The 14,035-nt window shown below is 71.0% G+C and carries 21 protein-coding genes; 6 read left to right on the top strand and 15 right to left on the bottom strand.

What is annotated here, in order from left to right; all coding sequences use genetic code 11:
• Window positions 1-2 precede the first annotated feature (2 nt).
• Genes ABZ915_RS09095 through ABZ915_RS09070 form a run of 6 tightly spaced genes read right to left on the bottom strand, consistent with a single transcriptional unit; the run spans window position 3 to window position 5,682 of the window.
• Entirely contained in the window at window positions 3-644 is a 642-nt protein-coding gene (locus tag ABZ915_RS09095; protein WP_361798275.1) for a hypothetical protein, read from the bottom strand.
• A 41-nt stretch (window positions 645-685) separates the two neighbouring features.
• Window positions 686-904 carry a hypothetical protein gene (locus tag ABZ915_RS09090; RefSeq protein ID WP_361798272.1) on the bottom strand — a complete coding sequence of 73 codons (219 nt, stop codon included), beginning with the start codon at window positions 902-904 and terminating at the stop codon, window positions 686-688.
• Entirely contained in the window at window positions 901-3,285 is a 2,385-nt protein-coding gene (locus ABZ915_RS09085) for a hypothetical protein (protein WP_361798270.1), read from the bottom strand. Before ABZ915_RS09085 ends, ABZ915_RS09090 begins: the two co-directional genes overlap by 4 nt.
• Complete coding sequence (locus ABZ915_RS09080; protein WP_361798267.1) at window positions 3,272-4,117, bottom strand: hypothetical protein; 846 nt, start codon at window positions 4,115-4,117, stop codon at window positions 3,272-3,274. Before ABZ915_RS09080 ends, ABZ915_RS09085 begins: the two co-directional genes overlap by 14 nt.
• Before the next feature lie 10 nt (window positions 4,118-4,127).
• A complete protein-coding gene (locus ABZ915_RS09075; protein ID WP_361798264.1) occupies window positions 4,128-5,063 on the bottom strand; it encodes a hypothetical protein in 936 nt (311 codons plus the stop codon).
• A 13-nt stretch (window positions 5,064-5,076) separates the two neighbouring features.
• Window positions 5,077-5,682 carry a hypothetical protein gene (locus tag ABZ915_RS09070; protein WP_361798261.1) on the bottom strand — a complete coding sequence of 202 codons (606 nt, stop codon included), beginning with the start codon at window positions 5,680-5,682 and terminating at the stop codon, window positions 5,077-5,079.
• Between the two features lie 55 nt (window positions 5,683-5,737).
• Between ABZ915_RS09070 and ABZ915_RS09065 the strand changes: the two genes are divergently transcribed.
• On the top strand, window positions 5,738-6,130 hold the full coding sequence (locus ABZ915_RS09065; protein ID WP_361798258.1) for a DUF3592 domain-containing protein: 393 nt from the start codon (window positions 5,738-5,740) through the stop codon (window positions 6,128-6,130).
• 34 nt (window positions 6,131-6,164) lie between these two features.
• On the opposite strand, the gene ABZ915_RS09060 is transcribed toward ABZ915_RS09065, so the two are convergent.
• The 7 genes from ABZ915_RS09060 to ABZ915_RS09030 all read right to left on the bottom strand — a co-directional run bounded on the left by ABZ915_RS09060 (window position 6,165) and on the right by ABZ915_RS09030 (window position 9,101).
• Entirely contained in the window at window positions 6,165-6,491 is a 327-nt protein-coding gene (locus ABZ915_RS09060) for a hypothetical protein (protein WP_361799442.1), read from the bottom strand.
• Between the two features lie 47 nt (window positions 6,492-6,538).
• Window positions 6,539-6,829 (bottom strand): hypothetical protein, encoded by a 291-nt coding sequence (locus tag ABZ915_RS09055; protein ID WP_361798255.1) that lies wholly within the window; start codon window positions 6,827-6,829, stop codon window positions 6,539-6,541.
• Between the two features lie 75 nt (window positions 6,830-6,904).
• The gene (locus ABZ915_RS09050) at window positions 6,905-7,498 is read right to left on the bottom strand and encodes a phage tail protein (protein ID WP_361798252.1); all 594 of its coding nucleotides are present in this window, start codon (window positions 7,496-7,498) and stop codon (window positions 6,905-6,907) included.
• 30 nt (window positions 7,499-7,528) lie between these two features.
• Complete coding sequence (locus ABZ915_RS09045; RefSeq protein ID WP_132856854.1) at window positions 7,529-7,930, bottom strand: hypothetical protein; 402 nt, start codon at window positions 7,928-7,930, stop codon at window positions 7,529-7,531.
• A gap of 258 nt (window positions 7,931-8,188) precedes the next feature.
• Entirely contained in the window at window positions 8,189-8,365 is a 177-nt protein-coding gene (locus ABZ915_RS09040) for a helix-turn-helix domain-containing protein (RefSeq protein ID WP_361799439.1), read from the bottom strand.
• Between the two features lie 8 nt (window positions 8,366-8,373).
• Window positions 8,374-8,883, bottom strand: a complete 510-nt coding sequence (locus ABZ915_RS09035) for a hypothetical protein (RefSeq protein WP_361798249.1) — start codon at window positions 8,881-8,883, stop codon at window positions 8,374-8,376.
• Complete coding sequence (locus ABZ915_RS09030; protein ID WP_361798246.1) at window positions 8,880-9,101, bottom strand: WhiB family transcriptional regulator; 222 nt, start codon at window positions 9,099-9,101, stop codon at window positions 8,880-8,882. Before ABZ915_RS09030 ends, ABZ915_RS09035 begins: the two co-directional genes overlap by 4 nt.
• A 383-nt stretch (window positions 9,102-9,484) precedes the next feature.
• Here ABZ915_RS09030 and ABZ915_RS09025 point away from each other — a divergent pair, with 383 nt between their 5' ends.
• The 5 genes from ABZ915_RS09025 to ABZ915_RS09005 all read left to right on the top strand — a co-directional run bounded on the left by ABZ915_RS09025 (window position 9,485) and on the right by ABZ915_RS09005 (window position 11,579).
• Window positions 9,485-9,853 (top strand): helix-turn-helix transcriptional regulator, encoded by a 369-nt coding sequence (locus tag ABZ915_RS09025; protein WP_361799436.1) that lies wholly within the window; start codon window positions 9,485-9,487, stop codon window positions 9,851-9,853.
• Between the two features lie 48 nt (window positions 9,854-9,901).
• Window positions 9,902-10,414: a hypothetical protein gene (locus ABZ915_RS09020; protein ID WP_361798243.1), complete on the top strand. Its 513-nt coding sequence runs from the start codon at window positions 9,902-9,904 to the stop codon at window positions 10,412-10,414.
• A gap of 17 nt (window positions 10,415-10,431) precedes the next feature.
• The gene (locus tag ABZ915_RS09015; RefSeq protein WP_361798240.1) at window positions 10,432-10,758 is read left to right on the top strand and encodes an antibiotic biosynthesis monooxygenase; all 327 of its coding nucleotides are present in this window, start codon (window positions 10,432-10,434) and stop codon (window positions 10,756-10,758) included.
• 94 nt (window positions 10,759-10,852) lie between these two features.
• Entirely contained in the window at window positions 10,853-11,131 is a 279-nt protein-coding gene (locus tag ABZ915_RS09010; protein WP_361798237.1) for a prevent-host-death protein, read from the top strand.
• Window positions 11,121-11,579 (top strand): type II toxin-antitoxin system VapC family toxin, encoded by a 459-nt coding sequence (locus ABZ915_RS09005; protein ID WP_361798234.1) that lies wholly within the window; start codon window positions 11,121-11,123, stop codon window positions 11,577-11,579. The genes ABZ915_RS09010 and ABZ915_RS09005 overlap by 11 nt, the downstream gene beginning before the upstream one ends.
• Window positions 11,580-11,601: 22 nt before the next feature.
• Here the strand turns inward: ABZ915_RS09005 and ABZ915_RS09000 are convergent, their stop codons facing one another.
• Both ABZ915_RS09000 and ABZ915_RS08995 read right to left on the bottom strand, forming a co-directional pair.
• Window positions 11,602-12,453 (bottom strand): hypothetical protein, encoded by an 852-nt coding sequence (locus tag ABZ915_RS09000; protein WP_361798231.1) that lies wholly within the window; start codon window positions 12,451-12,453, stop codon window positions 11,602-11,604.
• Window positions 12,454-12,482: 29 nt separating this feature from the next.
• On the bottom strand, window positions 12,483-13,976 hold the full coding sequence (locus ABZ915_RS08995; RefSeq protein ID WP_361798228.1) for an alpha/beta hydrolase: 1,494 nt from the start codon (window positions 13,974-13,976) through the stop codon (window positions 12,483-12,485).
• Between the last annotated feature and the right edge of the window lie 59 nt (window positions 13,977-14,035).

Raw genomic sequence — 14,035 nt, 5'->3', positions numbered from 1 at the left:
CCTCAGGTGACGGGGGTGACGGTGACGAAACGGTTGGTGAAGGTCGCGGTGCTGGTGGTGGCCGCGGATTTGTAGGCGAGGGTGGCGGTGTACGAGCTGTTCACCGTCAGGCCGGTCACCTGGAACTGGGTGCTGGCGGAGCACAGGTTGGTGCCGTAGGAGACCGCCGCCCGGGTGTCCGCGGCGGCGAGCGTGACGGTCGTGCCGAGACGGACGTTCGCGGAGACGTAACAGGCCGTCGCGGCGCTGCTGTTGGTCCGGGCGCCCACCGTGACCAGGACGGCGCCGGAGGCCGGGGCGGTGAAGGTGACGGCGGTCGGGTCGCCGGTGGAGCCGGTGAGGGTCTCCGCGTACGAGGTGGAAGTGGTCGTGCCGGTGGTGGTGTTGGCCTTGTGGACCGGGCCGGGGGCGAGCTGCGCCCAGGCGCTGCCCGTGTAGTACCAGTACTGCTTGGGTGTGCTGAGCCAGACGAGCATGCCGGCCACCGGGGACGTCACCTTGGTGTCGCGGGTGGCGGCGTCGGCGAACCGCAGCACGGTGCGGCCGTCGACGGCCTCGGCGAGGGACTGGATGTGCTGCGGGACGTTCGCGGCGTCGGCGGGCTGCGGGTAGGGGAGACTGCCGAGCGGGGTGAGCAGGGCCATGACGGCTCCTCCTTGCGGTGTGCGGGCAGGGGCGGGGGCGGTCAGGTGCCGAGGGCCGGCGGGAGCGTGTCGAAGGGGCTGCCGTCGTCTCCCGAGCGGGCGGTGGCGCTGTCCACGGGCACGGGCGTGGCGGTGTCGCCGTCCTGAGCCGGGTCGTCCTGAGCCGGGTCGTCCTGTGTGGAGCCGTCCTGTGTGGAGCCGTCCGGCGCGAGTACGGCCGTGCCGTCGTCCTCGGTCACCGGTGCGGGCTGGTCGCTCATGCGGCGCCTCCCGGCGGCTGGAGCAGCTCGCGGTAGCTGAGCTTGCTCTGTGTGAGGTCGTCCAGGGTCGGGAACTGCGCGGCGACCAGGGCGTAGCTGCGCCGGGTGCCGTACTGCGGGTCCACCGGCGGGTCGGGCGTCAGGCCGGAGTCCAGGGGGACGCCGTTGTAGGAGGTCCCGCGCAGGGTCAGTGTCTGCTGGGGCACCGAGCCCGCCTGGCAGGTGGTGCGGATGCCGACGACCCAGGCGAGGGTGTCCAGCGCGGCGCCGGTGCTGTCCACCACCCGTACGACGTCGCCGAGTTGGATGCGCGGGTCGTGCAGGACGTCCACCTCGCCGAGCACGGGGACCGGGTAGCGGCCGGCGTCGAGCATGGCGTGGGAGAGGTCGGAGGCCACCTGGAGCTGCTGCACCCAGTCGCTCGCGGGAGCCTGGTAGACCTGCTTGCCGTAGTACCTCTGGCTCGTGGTGTTGTACCAGAGGGCCGTGCGCTGGGCCGGGTCCGCGGTCCGCTTCTGCGGCACGATCTGCACCGACGGCTTGCCGTCCTTGGTGACCGTCCACACGCTCGCCGTGCCGTGGTTGATGAACCGGACGATGTAGTTCGGGCCGTCGCGCCGGGCGCTGACCGTGACGCTTCCCTTGACCGAGGTGCCGCCGGCGGCCGCGCTGCCGAAGCGGACCTTGTGCCCGGCCGTCGACGACGCGTCGTCCTCGATCTGGAGCGGGCCGATGTCGAGCTCGTCGTCGGCCATGGCGTACGCCACCTCCACCGCCGTGCCCGGCTTGATCTCCCGTACGGCGGTGTCGGTGGTCGTGTCGGCGTAGGTGCTGCGGACCGCGGTGTAGTCCTGGTAGGGCTGTTCGCAGTGGTTGCGGCAGGCGTCGATCTCCTCGGAGACGGTGATCGAGGCGATGTCCCGCCGGGTCGTGACGGTCACGTCCGGCTGCGCGGGCACCTTCTGGAACCGCCCGGGGCCGCGCCAGCGGAAGACGCCCTGCTCGTCGAACTCGGCCGTGGACATGGTCGCCCGCGCGATCTCGGTGATCGCGTCCCACTGGGAGCCGGAGACCTTCGGCACGTCGAAGAGGGGGACCGTGACGTCGTCCAGTTCGGCGGCCTTGGCCCAGCGGCCCCGCTGCTCCCACTCGTCGGCGGTGTAGGAGGTGAGGTCGGGCCAGACCCGGTCGGTGACCTGGAGGCACTCCACGGCCACGTCCGTCTTCAGGTCGATCCGGAAGAGCTCGGACGGCGGCTGGGTGGAGGTGGCGTCGCTGAACGTGCCGGGCGCGGTGGACGGCACGACGTACTCGCCGTCGGGTGCGGTCAGCCGCGGGTACACGGTCGCCGGTGTGGCGGCGGACGTGGTCCCGGCCCGGGTGTCCACCGTGAAGCCCAGGTGCCAGGAGCCCTTGAGGGACGCCAGCTTCGGCACGGTCCAGCTGAAGACCTGGCCGCTGCCGCCGACCGTCCCGGAGGTGATCTTCACGGTGCCGGCCGCGAAGTCGACGTTCATCGCGTAGTTGCCGTAGGCGCCCGCGCTGCGGTCGAAGACCAGCTTCAGCTCCAGGGTGCTGCCCACGGCACGGGCCGTGTTGACGTGCAGCTCGGCCTGGAACACCTTGCCGGCCACGACGAACCGGGACCGCGGCATCCAGGACACCGTCAGCCCCGCGGCGGCCGGCATCAGGGCCATCTCGTGCGGCGCGCCGTCCCGGATCCAGGAGTACGACGCCGGGTCGGGCAGCGTCTCCGGCTGGCCGTGGGTGGCGTTGAAGCCGCCGTGCAGCGAGGCGTACAGCGCGGTGAAGGGCGCGGTGACGTCGGTGCTCGCCGCGGGTGCGCGGGGCGGCGGGCAGGTGTGGATGCCGCCCTGGCGCAGCAGTTCGTCCGCGCACCAGGTGGCGCTCGCCACGGGCTTGGCGTACATCAGGCCGTGGTACGGCCGGGGCAGCAGGGCCGCTCCGCGCAGCCGCTCGGCGCCGTCCAGCGCCTGGACGGTGACGGTGTCGGTGCCGGAGGCCGCGGTGCGGGAGCGGACGGTGCCGCGGAAGGCGGGCAGGGTCGAGCCGAGCAGGCCCGTCTCGTGCACGACGGACTGGCCGGGGCGTACGGCGTCGCCCGTGTACCGCCCGGCCCACGCCGAGTACAGCTGGGGCGCCGGCGACCCGCTCGCGCCGCCGAGCTGCATCTCCAGCTGGGCGGAGGCGCTGCCGGAGAAGGCGCGCAGCGCCTCGGGCAGGTCGGTGCTGTAGGCGCGTTCGGCCTTCCAGGACTGCACCTGGGCGCCGAGTTCACGGCCGCCGCAGCGGGTGGCGTGCGCCGGGGTGCGGTCGGGGGCGGCGAGCGCGTCGTCCAGTGCCGGGTCAGAGCTGAGCACCGCGCACCTCCACCAGGTCGAGGCTGACGTTGCGGTACGGCAGCGGGGAGGCGGGCACGTCGGTGTAGCCGGTGACGCTCATGGCCGGGCAGCCGTCGCCGAGCGCGAACGCGCTCGTCGGCTCGCCGACGGTGAGGCACGCTCCGGCGAGCCCGAAGAGGCCGGTGGCGCCCGGTCCGCCGACCGGGGTGACGAAGGCGGCGTCGGCCGGGGCGGTCCCGGTGACGTCGGTGTCGTTCGCGGAGGTGGAGGCGAGGTACGTCCCGTCCACGGTCTTCCAGTCGAGCTGGGCGGTGGCGGTCGCCGGGTTCCAGTCGGGCGGCAGCTGCCACGACACCTGCATGCCGGGCATCACCGGCCACCCGGTCCACACGCCGTGCCGCCAGCCGAGGCGGCTCGCCGCGTCCTGGCAGTCGGCGACGACGGTGCCCGCGACGGACGGGCTGATGACGACCGTGCCCTGCACGGTGAACCAGTGGTCGGTCCCGCTGGACTGGCTGCTCTGGGCTGTCGCCTGGTACGGGTCGAGCAGGTTCACGGACGCCGGGTCGAGCAGGGCGAGCGGCCCGTACGGAGGCTGCGGGGCGCCCTGGAAGCCGGGCTCGTTGACCCGGCGGGCCAGGCGGGTGAGGTGTTGGGCGTCGCCCGGGGACAGGGCGTCCCAGGACAGTTTGATACGGCGCACGGTGCGCGCGGTCGCGACGGTGGTGATGTTCCCTTCGAGGGACTTGAACTCGGTGACGTTCAGATCGGCGGTGCGGTCCCAGCTCTTCGCGGCCTGGGCGATCTCCCGCATGAATCCGGGCCGTCCGATCCACAGGTTCCTGGCCATGGTCTCTTCCTCACCTCCGGGCGAGCTGGCGCTGTCCGACGAGGACGGCGCGGGCGATGACTTGCGAGTCCACCTCGACGTGCACGGGCCGCTCGGCGAGCTTCTCGACGGCGGCGGCGAGCCGGTGCATCCCGCCGCCCGAGCCGAGCACCCGCTCCAGCTTCGACAGCGGGATCACGGCCTCGGGCTCGCCGGCCTCGGCGAGCAGCGCCAGGGTGCCGCCGCGGCGGGCGGGCACGACACCGCCCTGGGCGAGGGTGGGGATGTTGGGCAGCATCGGCAGATGGATGCCGAACTCCCGGCCGCCGAAGTGGGGCACCCAGTCGGGGATCTTGACGTGGATCCGGTTCAGGGCGCCGATCATGGCGTTGAGGCCGCCGATGTAGGCGCGGGGCAGCGCGGTGAAGGCGTTGATGATGCCCTTCAGCACCGACTTGATGGGCCCCGCGTGGTTCTTGATCGCGCCGTAGATGGCGTTCCAGGCCCACTTCACGCCCTTGGCGAGGGCGGCGGAGACCTTGTCCATGTTGATGAACTTCGAGATGAGCGGGGCGAGCAGCGCCATGATCAATCCGAAGGCGTTGGCCTTCATGGCGGTGTTGAGCCCCTTCTGCGCGAGCGACGCTCCTTTCAGTCCCGACCCGAACCCCTTCATGGAGGTCCCGCTCGCCGTCGCCTTCTTCCCGGCGTTCCCGACGGACTTCTCCACGGCGTCGGACTGGCGCTTGACGTCGCGGAGGGCGTTCTTGGTGCCGCCGGAGGAGGTTTTGAGGTGGTCGAGGGAGGTCTTGAACTTCCCGGTCGCGGCATTCGACTTGGTGATGCCGCTGCTCGCCTGGGCGGTGGAGTCCTTCAACTGCCGCACGGAACCGTGGGCGGTGCGGGAGGCGGACGAGAACTGACGGATCGCGCTGGTGGCGCTTCTCAGACTCTGTACGAGTGACATCGGTAGTGCCTCCTCAACGTCCTACTTGCGTTTCCAGGTCCGTCATCAGCTCCAGGAGGGCGTCCATCTCGGTGATCGTGTGCCGGGCGCCGGTCCTGAGCGAGTCGACTTCGCGTTCCGTTTTCTCGACCTGTTCGGCCTGCCTGATCATGTGGACCTCGATGCCATCGAGTTTCTGGGTCATGGTCCGGTGGAGGCGCTGTACGGAGCCGTCGGCTTCGTGGGCCTTGCGGAAGGCACTCGAGGCCGATTCCTTCGCGGAGGTGGCCTTGACGGCCAGTGCGTCGAGGTCCTTCTTGGAGGCTTTGGGCTCTTCGATCTTCAGCAATTTCAGACGTTGGAGCATCGGCTCCACGACGGGCTTCATAAAGCTCTGGACGGAAGGGACTCCTTTGACGGTCAGGCCGGCAATGGTCAGGCCCTTTTCGTCGTACTTGATCACCGAGGGGTCGAACTTGAAGGCCTGGCCGGACGCGGCGGTGGCCTGGACTCCGCCTGCCTTGTGCAGTTGGAAGTCCTTGAAGACGTTCTTTGATACCTCCCTGGCGATACTCTTTGCCTGCTCCAGGACCTTGCTGACGTCTTCGGCGCGTATCTGCGCGGTCGTGATGTTGGGCATGGGCTGCCTCCTGGTTGGACGCCTGGCTGGTGCGTATCGATCGGAGGGGTGGGGTGTGACCGCCTGGGTACTGTTTTCTCTTTTCGTCTGGTGGGCGCTGTGGGCCCGGGGCAGAGTCCGCCGGGTCTACTGGCTCAACGAGCACGGCGTGCTGGCCGAAGCGGTGTGCGAGTGGGTCAGCTGGACGGACGGGGAAGCGGAGTCCTTCTGCTATTTCCAGCTCGATGACGGAAGACGGATCAGGGTGAGGTCGTCGAAACGTCCGCAAGCCCCCATGTTCGAGGTGGGGGAGGTGGCACAGGTCCTCTACGATCCGGACCAGCCGACCCATGCCGTCCTGGTGGAGGACCGAGTGGAGTCGGCGGGGGGGTACCGCGCCGCGATGTACGTGTTCGTCGCAGGTGCCTCGATCGCCGCGATCGCGGGCGTGATCAAGGCGCTGGTGTGACGCGTACGGCGTCCCTCGCGCCCTCCCACTCCGGTCAGGCGAGGAACCGGGCCATCTCCTCCGGACTCGGCAGGGTGTCCGCCTCCTGAGCCGACCCAGGGCGCGGCAGCGGCTCCGGAGGATCCAGGGGCTCCGTGTCCTCGTCCTGGTTGACGGTGGCGAACATCCAGTTGGCCTGGGCGAGTTGATCGACCACGGCGGCGAGCAGATGGTCGGTCACCGACCACTCGGCGGCCTCACCCTGCACTGCTCGCAGCAGCGCGCTGTCCCGTGGCAGATGCCGGACCAGCACCGCGAGCCGGCGGGAGGAGAGCCGGCCGCGGTGCCAGTCCAGGAGGTCGACGCCGTAGTGGCGGAGCAGATCCGCCTCCAGGGCCCCGGCGTGCTCTTCGACGAGCTCGCCGAGGCTCAGTCTTCCCCCAGGCCCAGCCCCGTCTCCTTGCCGTAGGCCTCCAGGATCGCGGCGATGTCCTGCATGGTGACGTCGTGCTGCTCGAAGCGGGCGAACTGCTGCTCGCCGAGGAGGAGTCGGAGCAGCCCGTCCACGTCGTTGTCGTCGAGGTCGCGCAGCTTGCGCGCGGTGGTGCGGGTCAGCTCGGTCGGCAGGGCGAAGGTGTCGCCGTCCAGCGCGAAGGTCCAGTCGCGGCCGAGGGCCTCCAGGCGCTGGGCGCGGGCGGCGTTGACGTTGAAAGTGGTCATCTCGGGCTCCATTCCATGGGGTTGGCCGGGCCCGGCGTGCGCGCGCACGCCGGGCCCGATGGGGGGGAGGGATGATCAGGCCAGCGCGGCCGGGTCGTTGACCAGCCAGGTCGCCATCGGCTTGGTCGGGTCGTCGCCGGACAGCGCGGTGAAGGTGACGCCCAGCTTGACCGCGCCGGTGCGGGACAGCGACAGCTCCTCCACCTCGGAGACGGCGCCGTACGGGACCACCAGCCGGTAGCGCAGGTCCTTGGTGCCGTTGTTGTCCGCGAAGTCGATGGCGAGGGCCCGCTGGTCCTGGCCGCCCGGCGTGCCGCCGATGTCGATCTTCTGCGCGGTGGTCTCCGTCTGCGAACCGGCCGTGACGACCGAGGCCGACGGCAGCCCCAGGTAGAACGGGAACGTGTCCTTGTTGATCTGGAGCAGCTGGAACTTCAGGGTCAGGTCCCGGTCGGAGAGCATGAAGCGCGCCGGGGCCATCGACTGCCAGGTGTCGACCGGGTCGTTCTTGTCCTTCTTGTTGAACTTGACCCCGTCGGACGAGGTGAAGCCCAGGTTGACCCACGGGGAGGCCAGCGCGGTGGTGTCCTTGGCGGTGGTGCCGGCCGGGGCCCACCAGACGTTGCCGGCGCCGGCGATGCGGATCTCGGTGTTCTTGAAGCCTGCCATGTGTGCTCCTCGGGAAAGTGATGAAGTGGCTTACGCCGGGCGGATCGACAGCCGCAGGGTGGCCAGGTAGCGGTTGCCGGCCGGGCGGTTGTAGTCCGGCAGCCAGCGGGGTCCGTCCGCCTCGTCGACGTCGGTGACCAGCGCGGTTCCGTACCGGGTGCCTTGGAGTTCCAGGGCGCAGGCGCGGGCCGCGTTGGCCGTGACGAGTGCGGTGGTCTTGTCCGGGCCGTACACCTCGAGGTCGACCAGCGGCCGGTCGAGGTTGAGGTCGTCGATCCAGGCGCCGCCGGCGCGGGAGACGAGTACGACCTGCTGGGTGCCGTCGAACCCGGCGGGCGGCCGGTTGTCCACCGTGGTACCGGCCAGCTCGGTCCGGTTCTTCAGGAAGTCGACGACGAGCCGCTCCACGTCGGGGAAGTTCAGGATCGCCACATGGACGCTCCCTTCGGGAAGAGGAGGCGAAGAGGGGGCCCGGTTTCCGGGCAGCAGAAAGCGGCAGGCCCGCCGCCCGGGATCCGGGCGCAGCTCTGCCGCTGCTTCGAGTGTGACGGCAACCCTGGGATCGCGCAACTGAGCTTGTTCCCGGGGGAGTTGAGGGCTGGGAATGCCGAAGGGGTCCCGTCGCGGTGAGCGACGGGACCCCGGTGGTGCGGATGCGGATCAGCGGTTGTCGGCGGTTGTCGGCGGTTGTCAGCGGTCGCCGCGTAAACGGTTCGTCGCGCGTTCGGCGGCGAACACGTCCTCCAGCCGGTACAGCTGCCGGCGGCCCTGTGTGCCGGCGGGCCGCAGATGCCCGCGCTGCACCCACTTGCGGATGGTGGCGGGGGTGACGCCGGCCTCGGTGGCGGCCAGCTCGGACGTGACCATGGGGAAGTTCACGGGCTCTCCTTGCCTCCCGACTCGACGACATGCCCGCAGGGCGGATTCACGCACCGCACCTCGGCCCGCTCCGGGAACGCCCGCAGCGACACCGAGTCGCAGGCCGGGCAGCGGCCGGCCAGGCGGACCATCTGCTCAGGGTCGCCGAGGGCGCGGGCGCAGCGCGCGGCCATGCGCCGGGCCTCGTCCTCGACGTGGGCGGCCAGTACCGGGTCGGCGGCGACCCGCTCCAGCAGCCCGGCGATCCGGCGCAGCCGGACCGGAACGGGGGCGGCGGGTACGGGGCGCAGGCCGAGCCGTTCCCGTACGGCCTCCTCCAGTTCGACGACGCCGTCGTTGATGTCGCGCAGGGCGTCGGAGACATGCAGCCGTACGGGCAGGGTGGTGCCGCCGACGGGCCCGCCGCCGCGCCGTTCCCGCAGCCCCCCGTGGGCCGCGGGCGCCAGCTCGGCGACCAGTTCGGGGTATCGGCGCAGCAGGGACGAGATCCAGACGGCCGGGTTCATACGGCCACCTCGCGCCCGTTGCGCCACAGCCGCCCGCCGCTGACGCCGTCGAACCAGGTGTGCGCGGGGTCGACGACGGTCTCGCACTGACGTCGGATCGGGCATTGGTTGCACGCGCGCAACGTATGCTTGGCGTCGGAGGGATTACGGGTGAACACGTAGCGTTGCGGAAGGTTTGCGCAGGCTGCGGCCCTGCGCCAGTCGAGTTCGCTGCTCACAGGCGGCACCTCCCCGTGGATGGGAATATTTGTTCGACACATGCGAGCGACGGCCAGCGTGACACCGTGCGAGCGCGAGCGCAAGTGACTTGAGGGGTCGTGGGGGTGGCCGGGACGGGTGCGGCCAACTGTCAGGCATGCGAACATTAGTTCGAAAGAATCTGGGAAGCCGTCCTAGGTGAGGTGGAGAAAAGTGCGTTCCCTTACGCGCGTGCGCGCGCACTCCCAGTGCGTGCGCGATCGGTACGCTGCTCCCGAAACGAGGGGAGAGCGGGAACATGGAGCCCAGCCCACGCGCCGCACGCACGGAACGAACAGAACGAGCGGAACGTACGGAACGCACCGACGCGCTGGAGGAGTTCGCCGCCTGGGTCGAGGACCTGATGCGGGAGCGCGGCTATGTGATCGACGGCCCGCGCGGCGGCGGCAAGTCCCGGCTGGCCGACGACTCCGGTGTGCACCGGGCCGCGGTGACCCGGCTGTTGCAGCGGCAGAGCATGCCGGACCTCGAGACCATGCGGCGGCTGGCCGTGGTGCTCGGCGTACCGCTGCGGGACATGCTGATCCGCTCCGGACGGCTGTCCGAGGACGATCTGCCGCTCGGCCCCGGCCCGGCCGCGGACCCGGCGGCGGCCCCGACGGCGGGCCGGCGGCTGAGCCCGGAGGAGGCGGCGCGGCGCATGGGCGTACCGGAGGACCTGCGTTGCCTGTTCGTGAAGGTGGCCCGGCAGTTTCTGACGGAGGGGCGTTAGGGAAAGAGACGCGGGACGGGGGCGCGCGGGAGTGCGAGGAGTGCACACATGGGTGACGGGGGACGCCGGGAAAACGACAGGGGCGGTACCGACGGTGAGGGGCCGTCCGCCGAGGTGTCGCCCGCCGAGACGGAGCGGGTCACCCGGCTGCTGGGCGGCCTGCTGATCGCACTGGGTGAGAAGGTCCGGGACGTGGGACCGGAAGGGGTCCGCATCCTCACCGACGAGGAGGTGCAGCGGGCCAACCTCCAGTGGTACCGGATGGGCTGGGAAGAACACGCGCGAGCGGTCCGCCCGTCCGACGAGCCCGAGCCCCCCGGCCACGTGGCCGCCGACCCGTCCCGCCCGGCGGAGCACCCGGCCGACCCCGACCCGCTGTCCGCCATGGGCCGGCTGCTCGACTTCCCCGGCCGCATCGCCCCGGCCGCCGCCCACGGCGACGAGCGCGCCCGCGCTGAGCCGCGACACCGGCACGACGAACCCGCCCGCGGACGGCACGAGCGCGTCCGGGAACGCGGTGAGGGGGCCGATACGGTGCGGCGGCCCGACGCGGACGGATGAAGGGGCAGGATGGGGTCATGAGCGTAGTCAAGATCAACGTACTGGCCGTGCCGACCGAGCAGCGGGAGACCCTCGAAAAGCGGTTCGCCTCGCGGGCGCACGCCGTGGAGAACTCCGACGGCTTCGAGTGGTTCGAGCTGCTGCGCCCCGTCGAGGGCACCGACACCTACCTCGTCTACACGCGCTGGCGTGACGAGGAGTCCTTCCAGGCGTGGATGGAGGGCCCGATGAAGTCCGCGCACCAGGGCGGCGGCGAGGCCGGCGAGCGGCCCAGGCCCGCGGCCAGCGGCTCCACGCTCTGGTCCTTCGAGGTCGTGCAGCAGGCGGGGCCGAAGGGCGAGTAGGCCGCGGCGACGGGGAAGCCGACGCCCTCTTGCGCCAGAGAGCCATGGAGGCGTCGGCGTGACCCCGTAGCACCTGGTGCTACACCGCGCTACCATGAAGACCATGACCGCACAGCCCGAGATCACTCAGCGTGACCTCCGCATGAGGTCGAAGGAGATCATGGACGCCGTCCAGGGCGGGCAGGCGTTCACCGTCACCCGGGACGGGCACCGCATCGGTGAGCTGGTCCCGCTGCGCCGCCGTCGGCGCTTCGTTCCGCGCGGGGAGTTCGCCGCCATGTCCCGCACGGCCCCCGACATGTCTCTGGACGCCTTCCGGCACGACCAGGAGGCCACCGCCGAGCAGGAGCTGGACGACCCGTATGCCCGTTGAGCACCAGCAGGGGCTCCTCGACACCAACATCGTGATCCTTCGCCGCTGGATCGACCCCGAGGAACTTCCTGCCGAAGTGGCCATCAGCGCGGTCACCCTGGCCGAACTCTCCGCAGGCCCCCATGAGGTCCGCAGCAATGCGGAACAGGACGACTACGACGAGCATGTCGAACGCGCTCGCCGTACGGACGTTCTCCAGCGCGCGGAGAACGAGTTCGACCCCATCCCCCTCGACGCCGAAGCCGCTCGGATCTACGGCCGGATCTGCGCCGCCGTCATCAGCGCGGGTCGCAAACCGCGGCGGCGGGTTGCCGATCTGATGATCGCTTCCATCGCCGTCGCCGAGGGTCTCCCGCTCTTCACCACCAACCCGGACGACTTTCAGGGACTGGACGACCTCCTCACCGTCGTCCCTGTGACCCGCCCGAAGGTCCTGCACGACCGGTAACGGACCGGCGGAGCGCCCGTCTCTAGAACGGCAGTGACAGCAGCTCGATCACCCAGAGAACCGCCGGGATGCCGAAGACGACGCCCCAGAAGCCGGTGACCATGAACGCGACCAGGGCGATCCCCAGCCAGGCCACGCGGGTCGGCGCGAGCACGCGTGAGGGGTCCTGGGGGTCGTAGCGGATCTCGTCCCGGCGTCCTCGGAATTCCGGGTGCGCCGTGATCTTCTCGCCGTCGAGTGTGCGGAAGTGGACGATGTAGTCATGGGTGGCTTCGCTGTACGGGTCCACCTCGTATCTCGCCCGTACGGTGATGCCCCGCCGCCACATCACCCACCGCGTGTCCAGCCCGGCCATGTCCACCCACAGGCGCAGCAGCGCGACGCTCGCCGGCAGCAACAGCCAGGCGATGGGCCCCAACCAGTAGCGGGGTTCCACGGGCACCCCCACGGCCGTCGGAAGTCCCAGAACCACGTACCAGAGAGCGCGCCGCCACCACGGGTTGCCGTGCCGTATCCGGTCCCGGAGACCGGTCAGCATCCGCAGGGGCCATGCGCGTACCCGCTCCCGCCGCAGCGGCTGCCGGTCACCCGAGGGGCCCGCGTCGCCCATGATCGCTTCGATCTCGGCGCCGAGCGCGGCGACCAGCGTCTCGTTGCGGTGCCGGACCGTCTTGGCCGCGTCGGCTTCCTGGTCCTCGAAGAGGGCCACCGTCAGCGACTTTCCGGCGACTTCGACCCGGCGGATCCGCGCGCCCGGAACGGTGACCGTCGTACGCCCCCGCGTCCAGTGCAGCGCACCCCGCTCCACCCACACCCGCGTACGGCCACGCACCAGGACGACCCCTGCCGCGGGCACCGTGTTCGGCTCCCCCATGGAACGAGCCTAGCGGTGTCGGGCCGCGCCTAGCCGCAGACGACGTCCCGCCTCGGCCGCTTGCCTGTCGCCAGGAAGCGGGAGACCGTGCGGTCGCCGCAGGCGTTGCCGTTGGCGAGGTAGGCATCGTGGCCGGTGGAGTTCACGGTCACCATGACGGTGCGCCGGCCGAGGGCCTCGCGGAGTTTGCGGGCGCCGCTGAGGGGGGTGGCCACGTCACGCCGGTTCTGGACCATGAGGACGGTGGAGGGGCCACGGTCGGTGATCCTCACCGCGGGCTCCGCCGGCGGGTACGGCCAGGCGGCGCACATCGACGCGTTCCTCGGCATCCCCGCGGTCAGCGGGAACTTGGCGCGGCTCTCGGCGACCTCCTTCTCGTACCCGGCCGCGGACCTGGGCCAGGCGACGTCGTTGCAGAGGGTCGCGGCGCTGACCGCGGTGACGTTCTGGAGGGCCGGCTCGGGCGGTGCCTGGGGCGCGGGCGGCACGGTGCCCTGCTGGGCGGCCAGGATCAGCTTGGCCAGGGCGGGATAGTTGTCGGGGTCGTAGAAGCTGTCCAGCATCGTCTGGCGGAGCACGTCGCCGTTGAGCTCTTCCGGGTTGGCGCCGGGCCACGGGAGGGGCGCACGGTCGAGGCGTGCGGCGAGACGGAGAAAGAGCCGGCGCACCTCGGCCGGGGTCCCGGCCAGTCGCTGGGGGTTGTCCGGCCGCGACGCCCACTTGGCGAACTCGGGGAAGTTGTCCTCGGCGCCCACCTCGTACGCGGCGAGCCAGGCCCGCTCCACCCGCTCGTGGTCGGGGTTGTCGTTGCTGTCCAGCACGAAGCGGTCGGTGCGGTGCGGGAACAGCTCGTTGTAGACGGCGCCGACGTACGTGCCGTACGAGACGCCCCAGGCGGAGATCTTCCGCTCGCCGAGCGCCGCCCGGATGCGGTCGAGGTCGCGGGCCTCGTTGGCGGTGCTGATGTGCCGTATCAACTGGCCGCCGTTGCGTGCGCAGGCTTCCGACATCCGCCGCGCGGTGGCCATGTTCTGGGTGACGGAGCCGTCGGGGGCGGGCCAGGGAAGGAGCTTCGTCCGGGCGAGGTCGCCTTGTTCCATGCCGCAGCTCACCGGGGTGGAGCGGCCGTACCCGCGGGGATCGAACCCGATCAGGTCGTAGGTGTCCCGTACCTCCTGCGGCAGCTTCTGCCCCTTGCCCGAGGGCTGGTCGAGGCTGCCGCCGCCGGGTCCGCCGGGGATCATGAACAGGGCGCCGCGGCGTGTCTTCGGGTTCTCGGCAGGGATGCGGGAGAACGCGAGGGTGATCTTCTTGCCGTGCGGGTCGGCGTAGTCCATCGGCACCTCGATGCTCGCGCACTCCTGCCGCGGATCGAGACCTGTTCCCTCGCACTTCGCCCAGTCGAGCGACGGTGGCCTGGCGTCGCCGGCCGTCGAGGCGGAGGCCGTGGTGAGGGGTACGGCGAGGCTCAGGAGGGCGGCGGAGGCGGCGAGCAGGGCCGCGTTTCGCTTGATCTTCGTCATACGGACGAGCTTCGCCTGCCCCGTCCATCCCCGACATCCCGCCAACAGGCCTCTGCGCA

The organism is Streptomyces sp. NPDC046915 (assembly GCF_040644935.1).
Taxonomy (GTDB): Bacteria; Actinomycetota; Actinomycetes; order Streptomycetales; family Streptomycetaceae; genus Streptomyces.
Note: the sequence above shows the minus strand (reverse complement) of the source record. Positions and strands in the feature narration are given on the sequence as shown.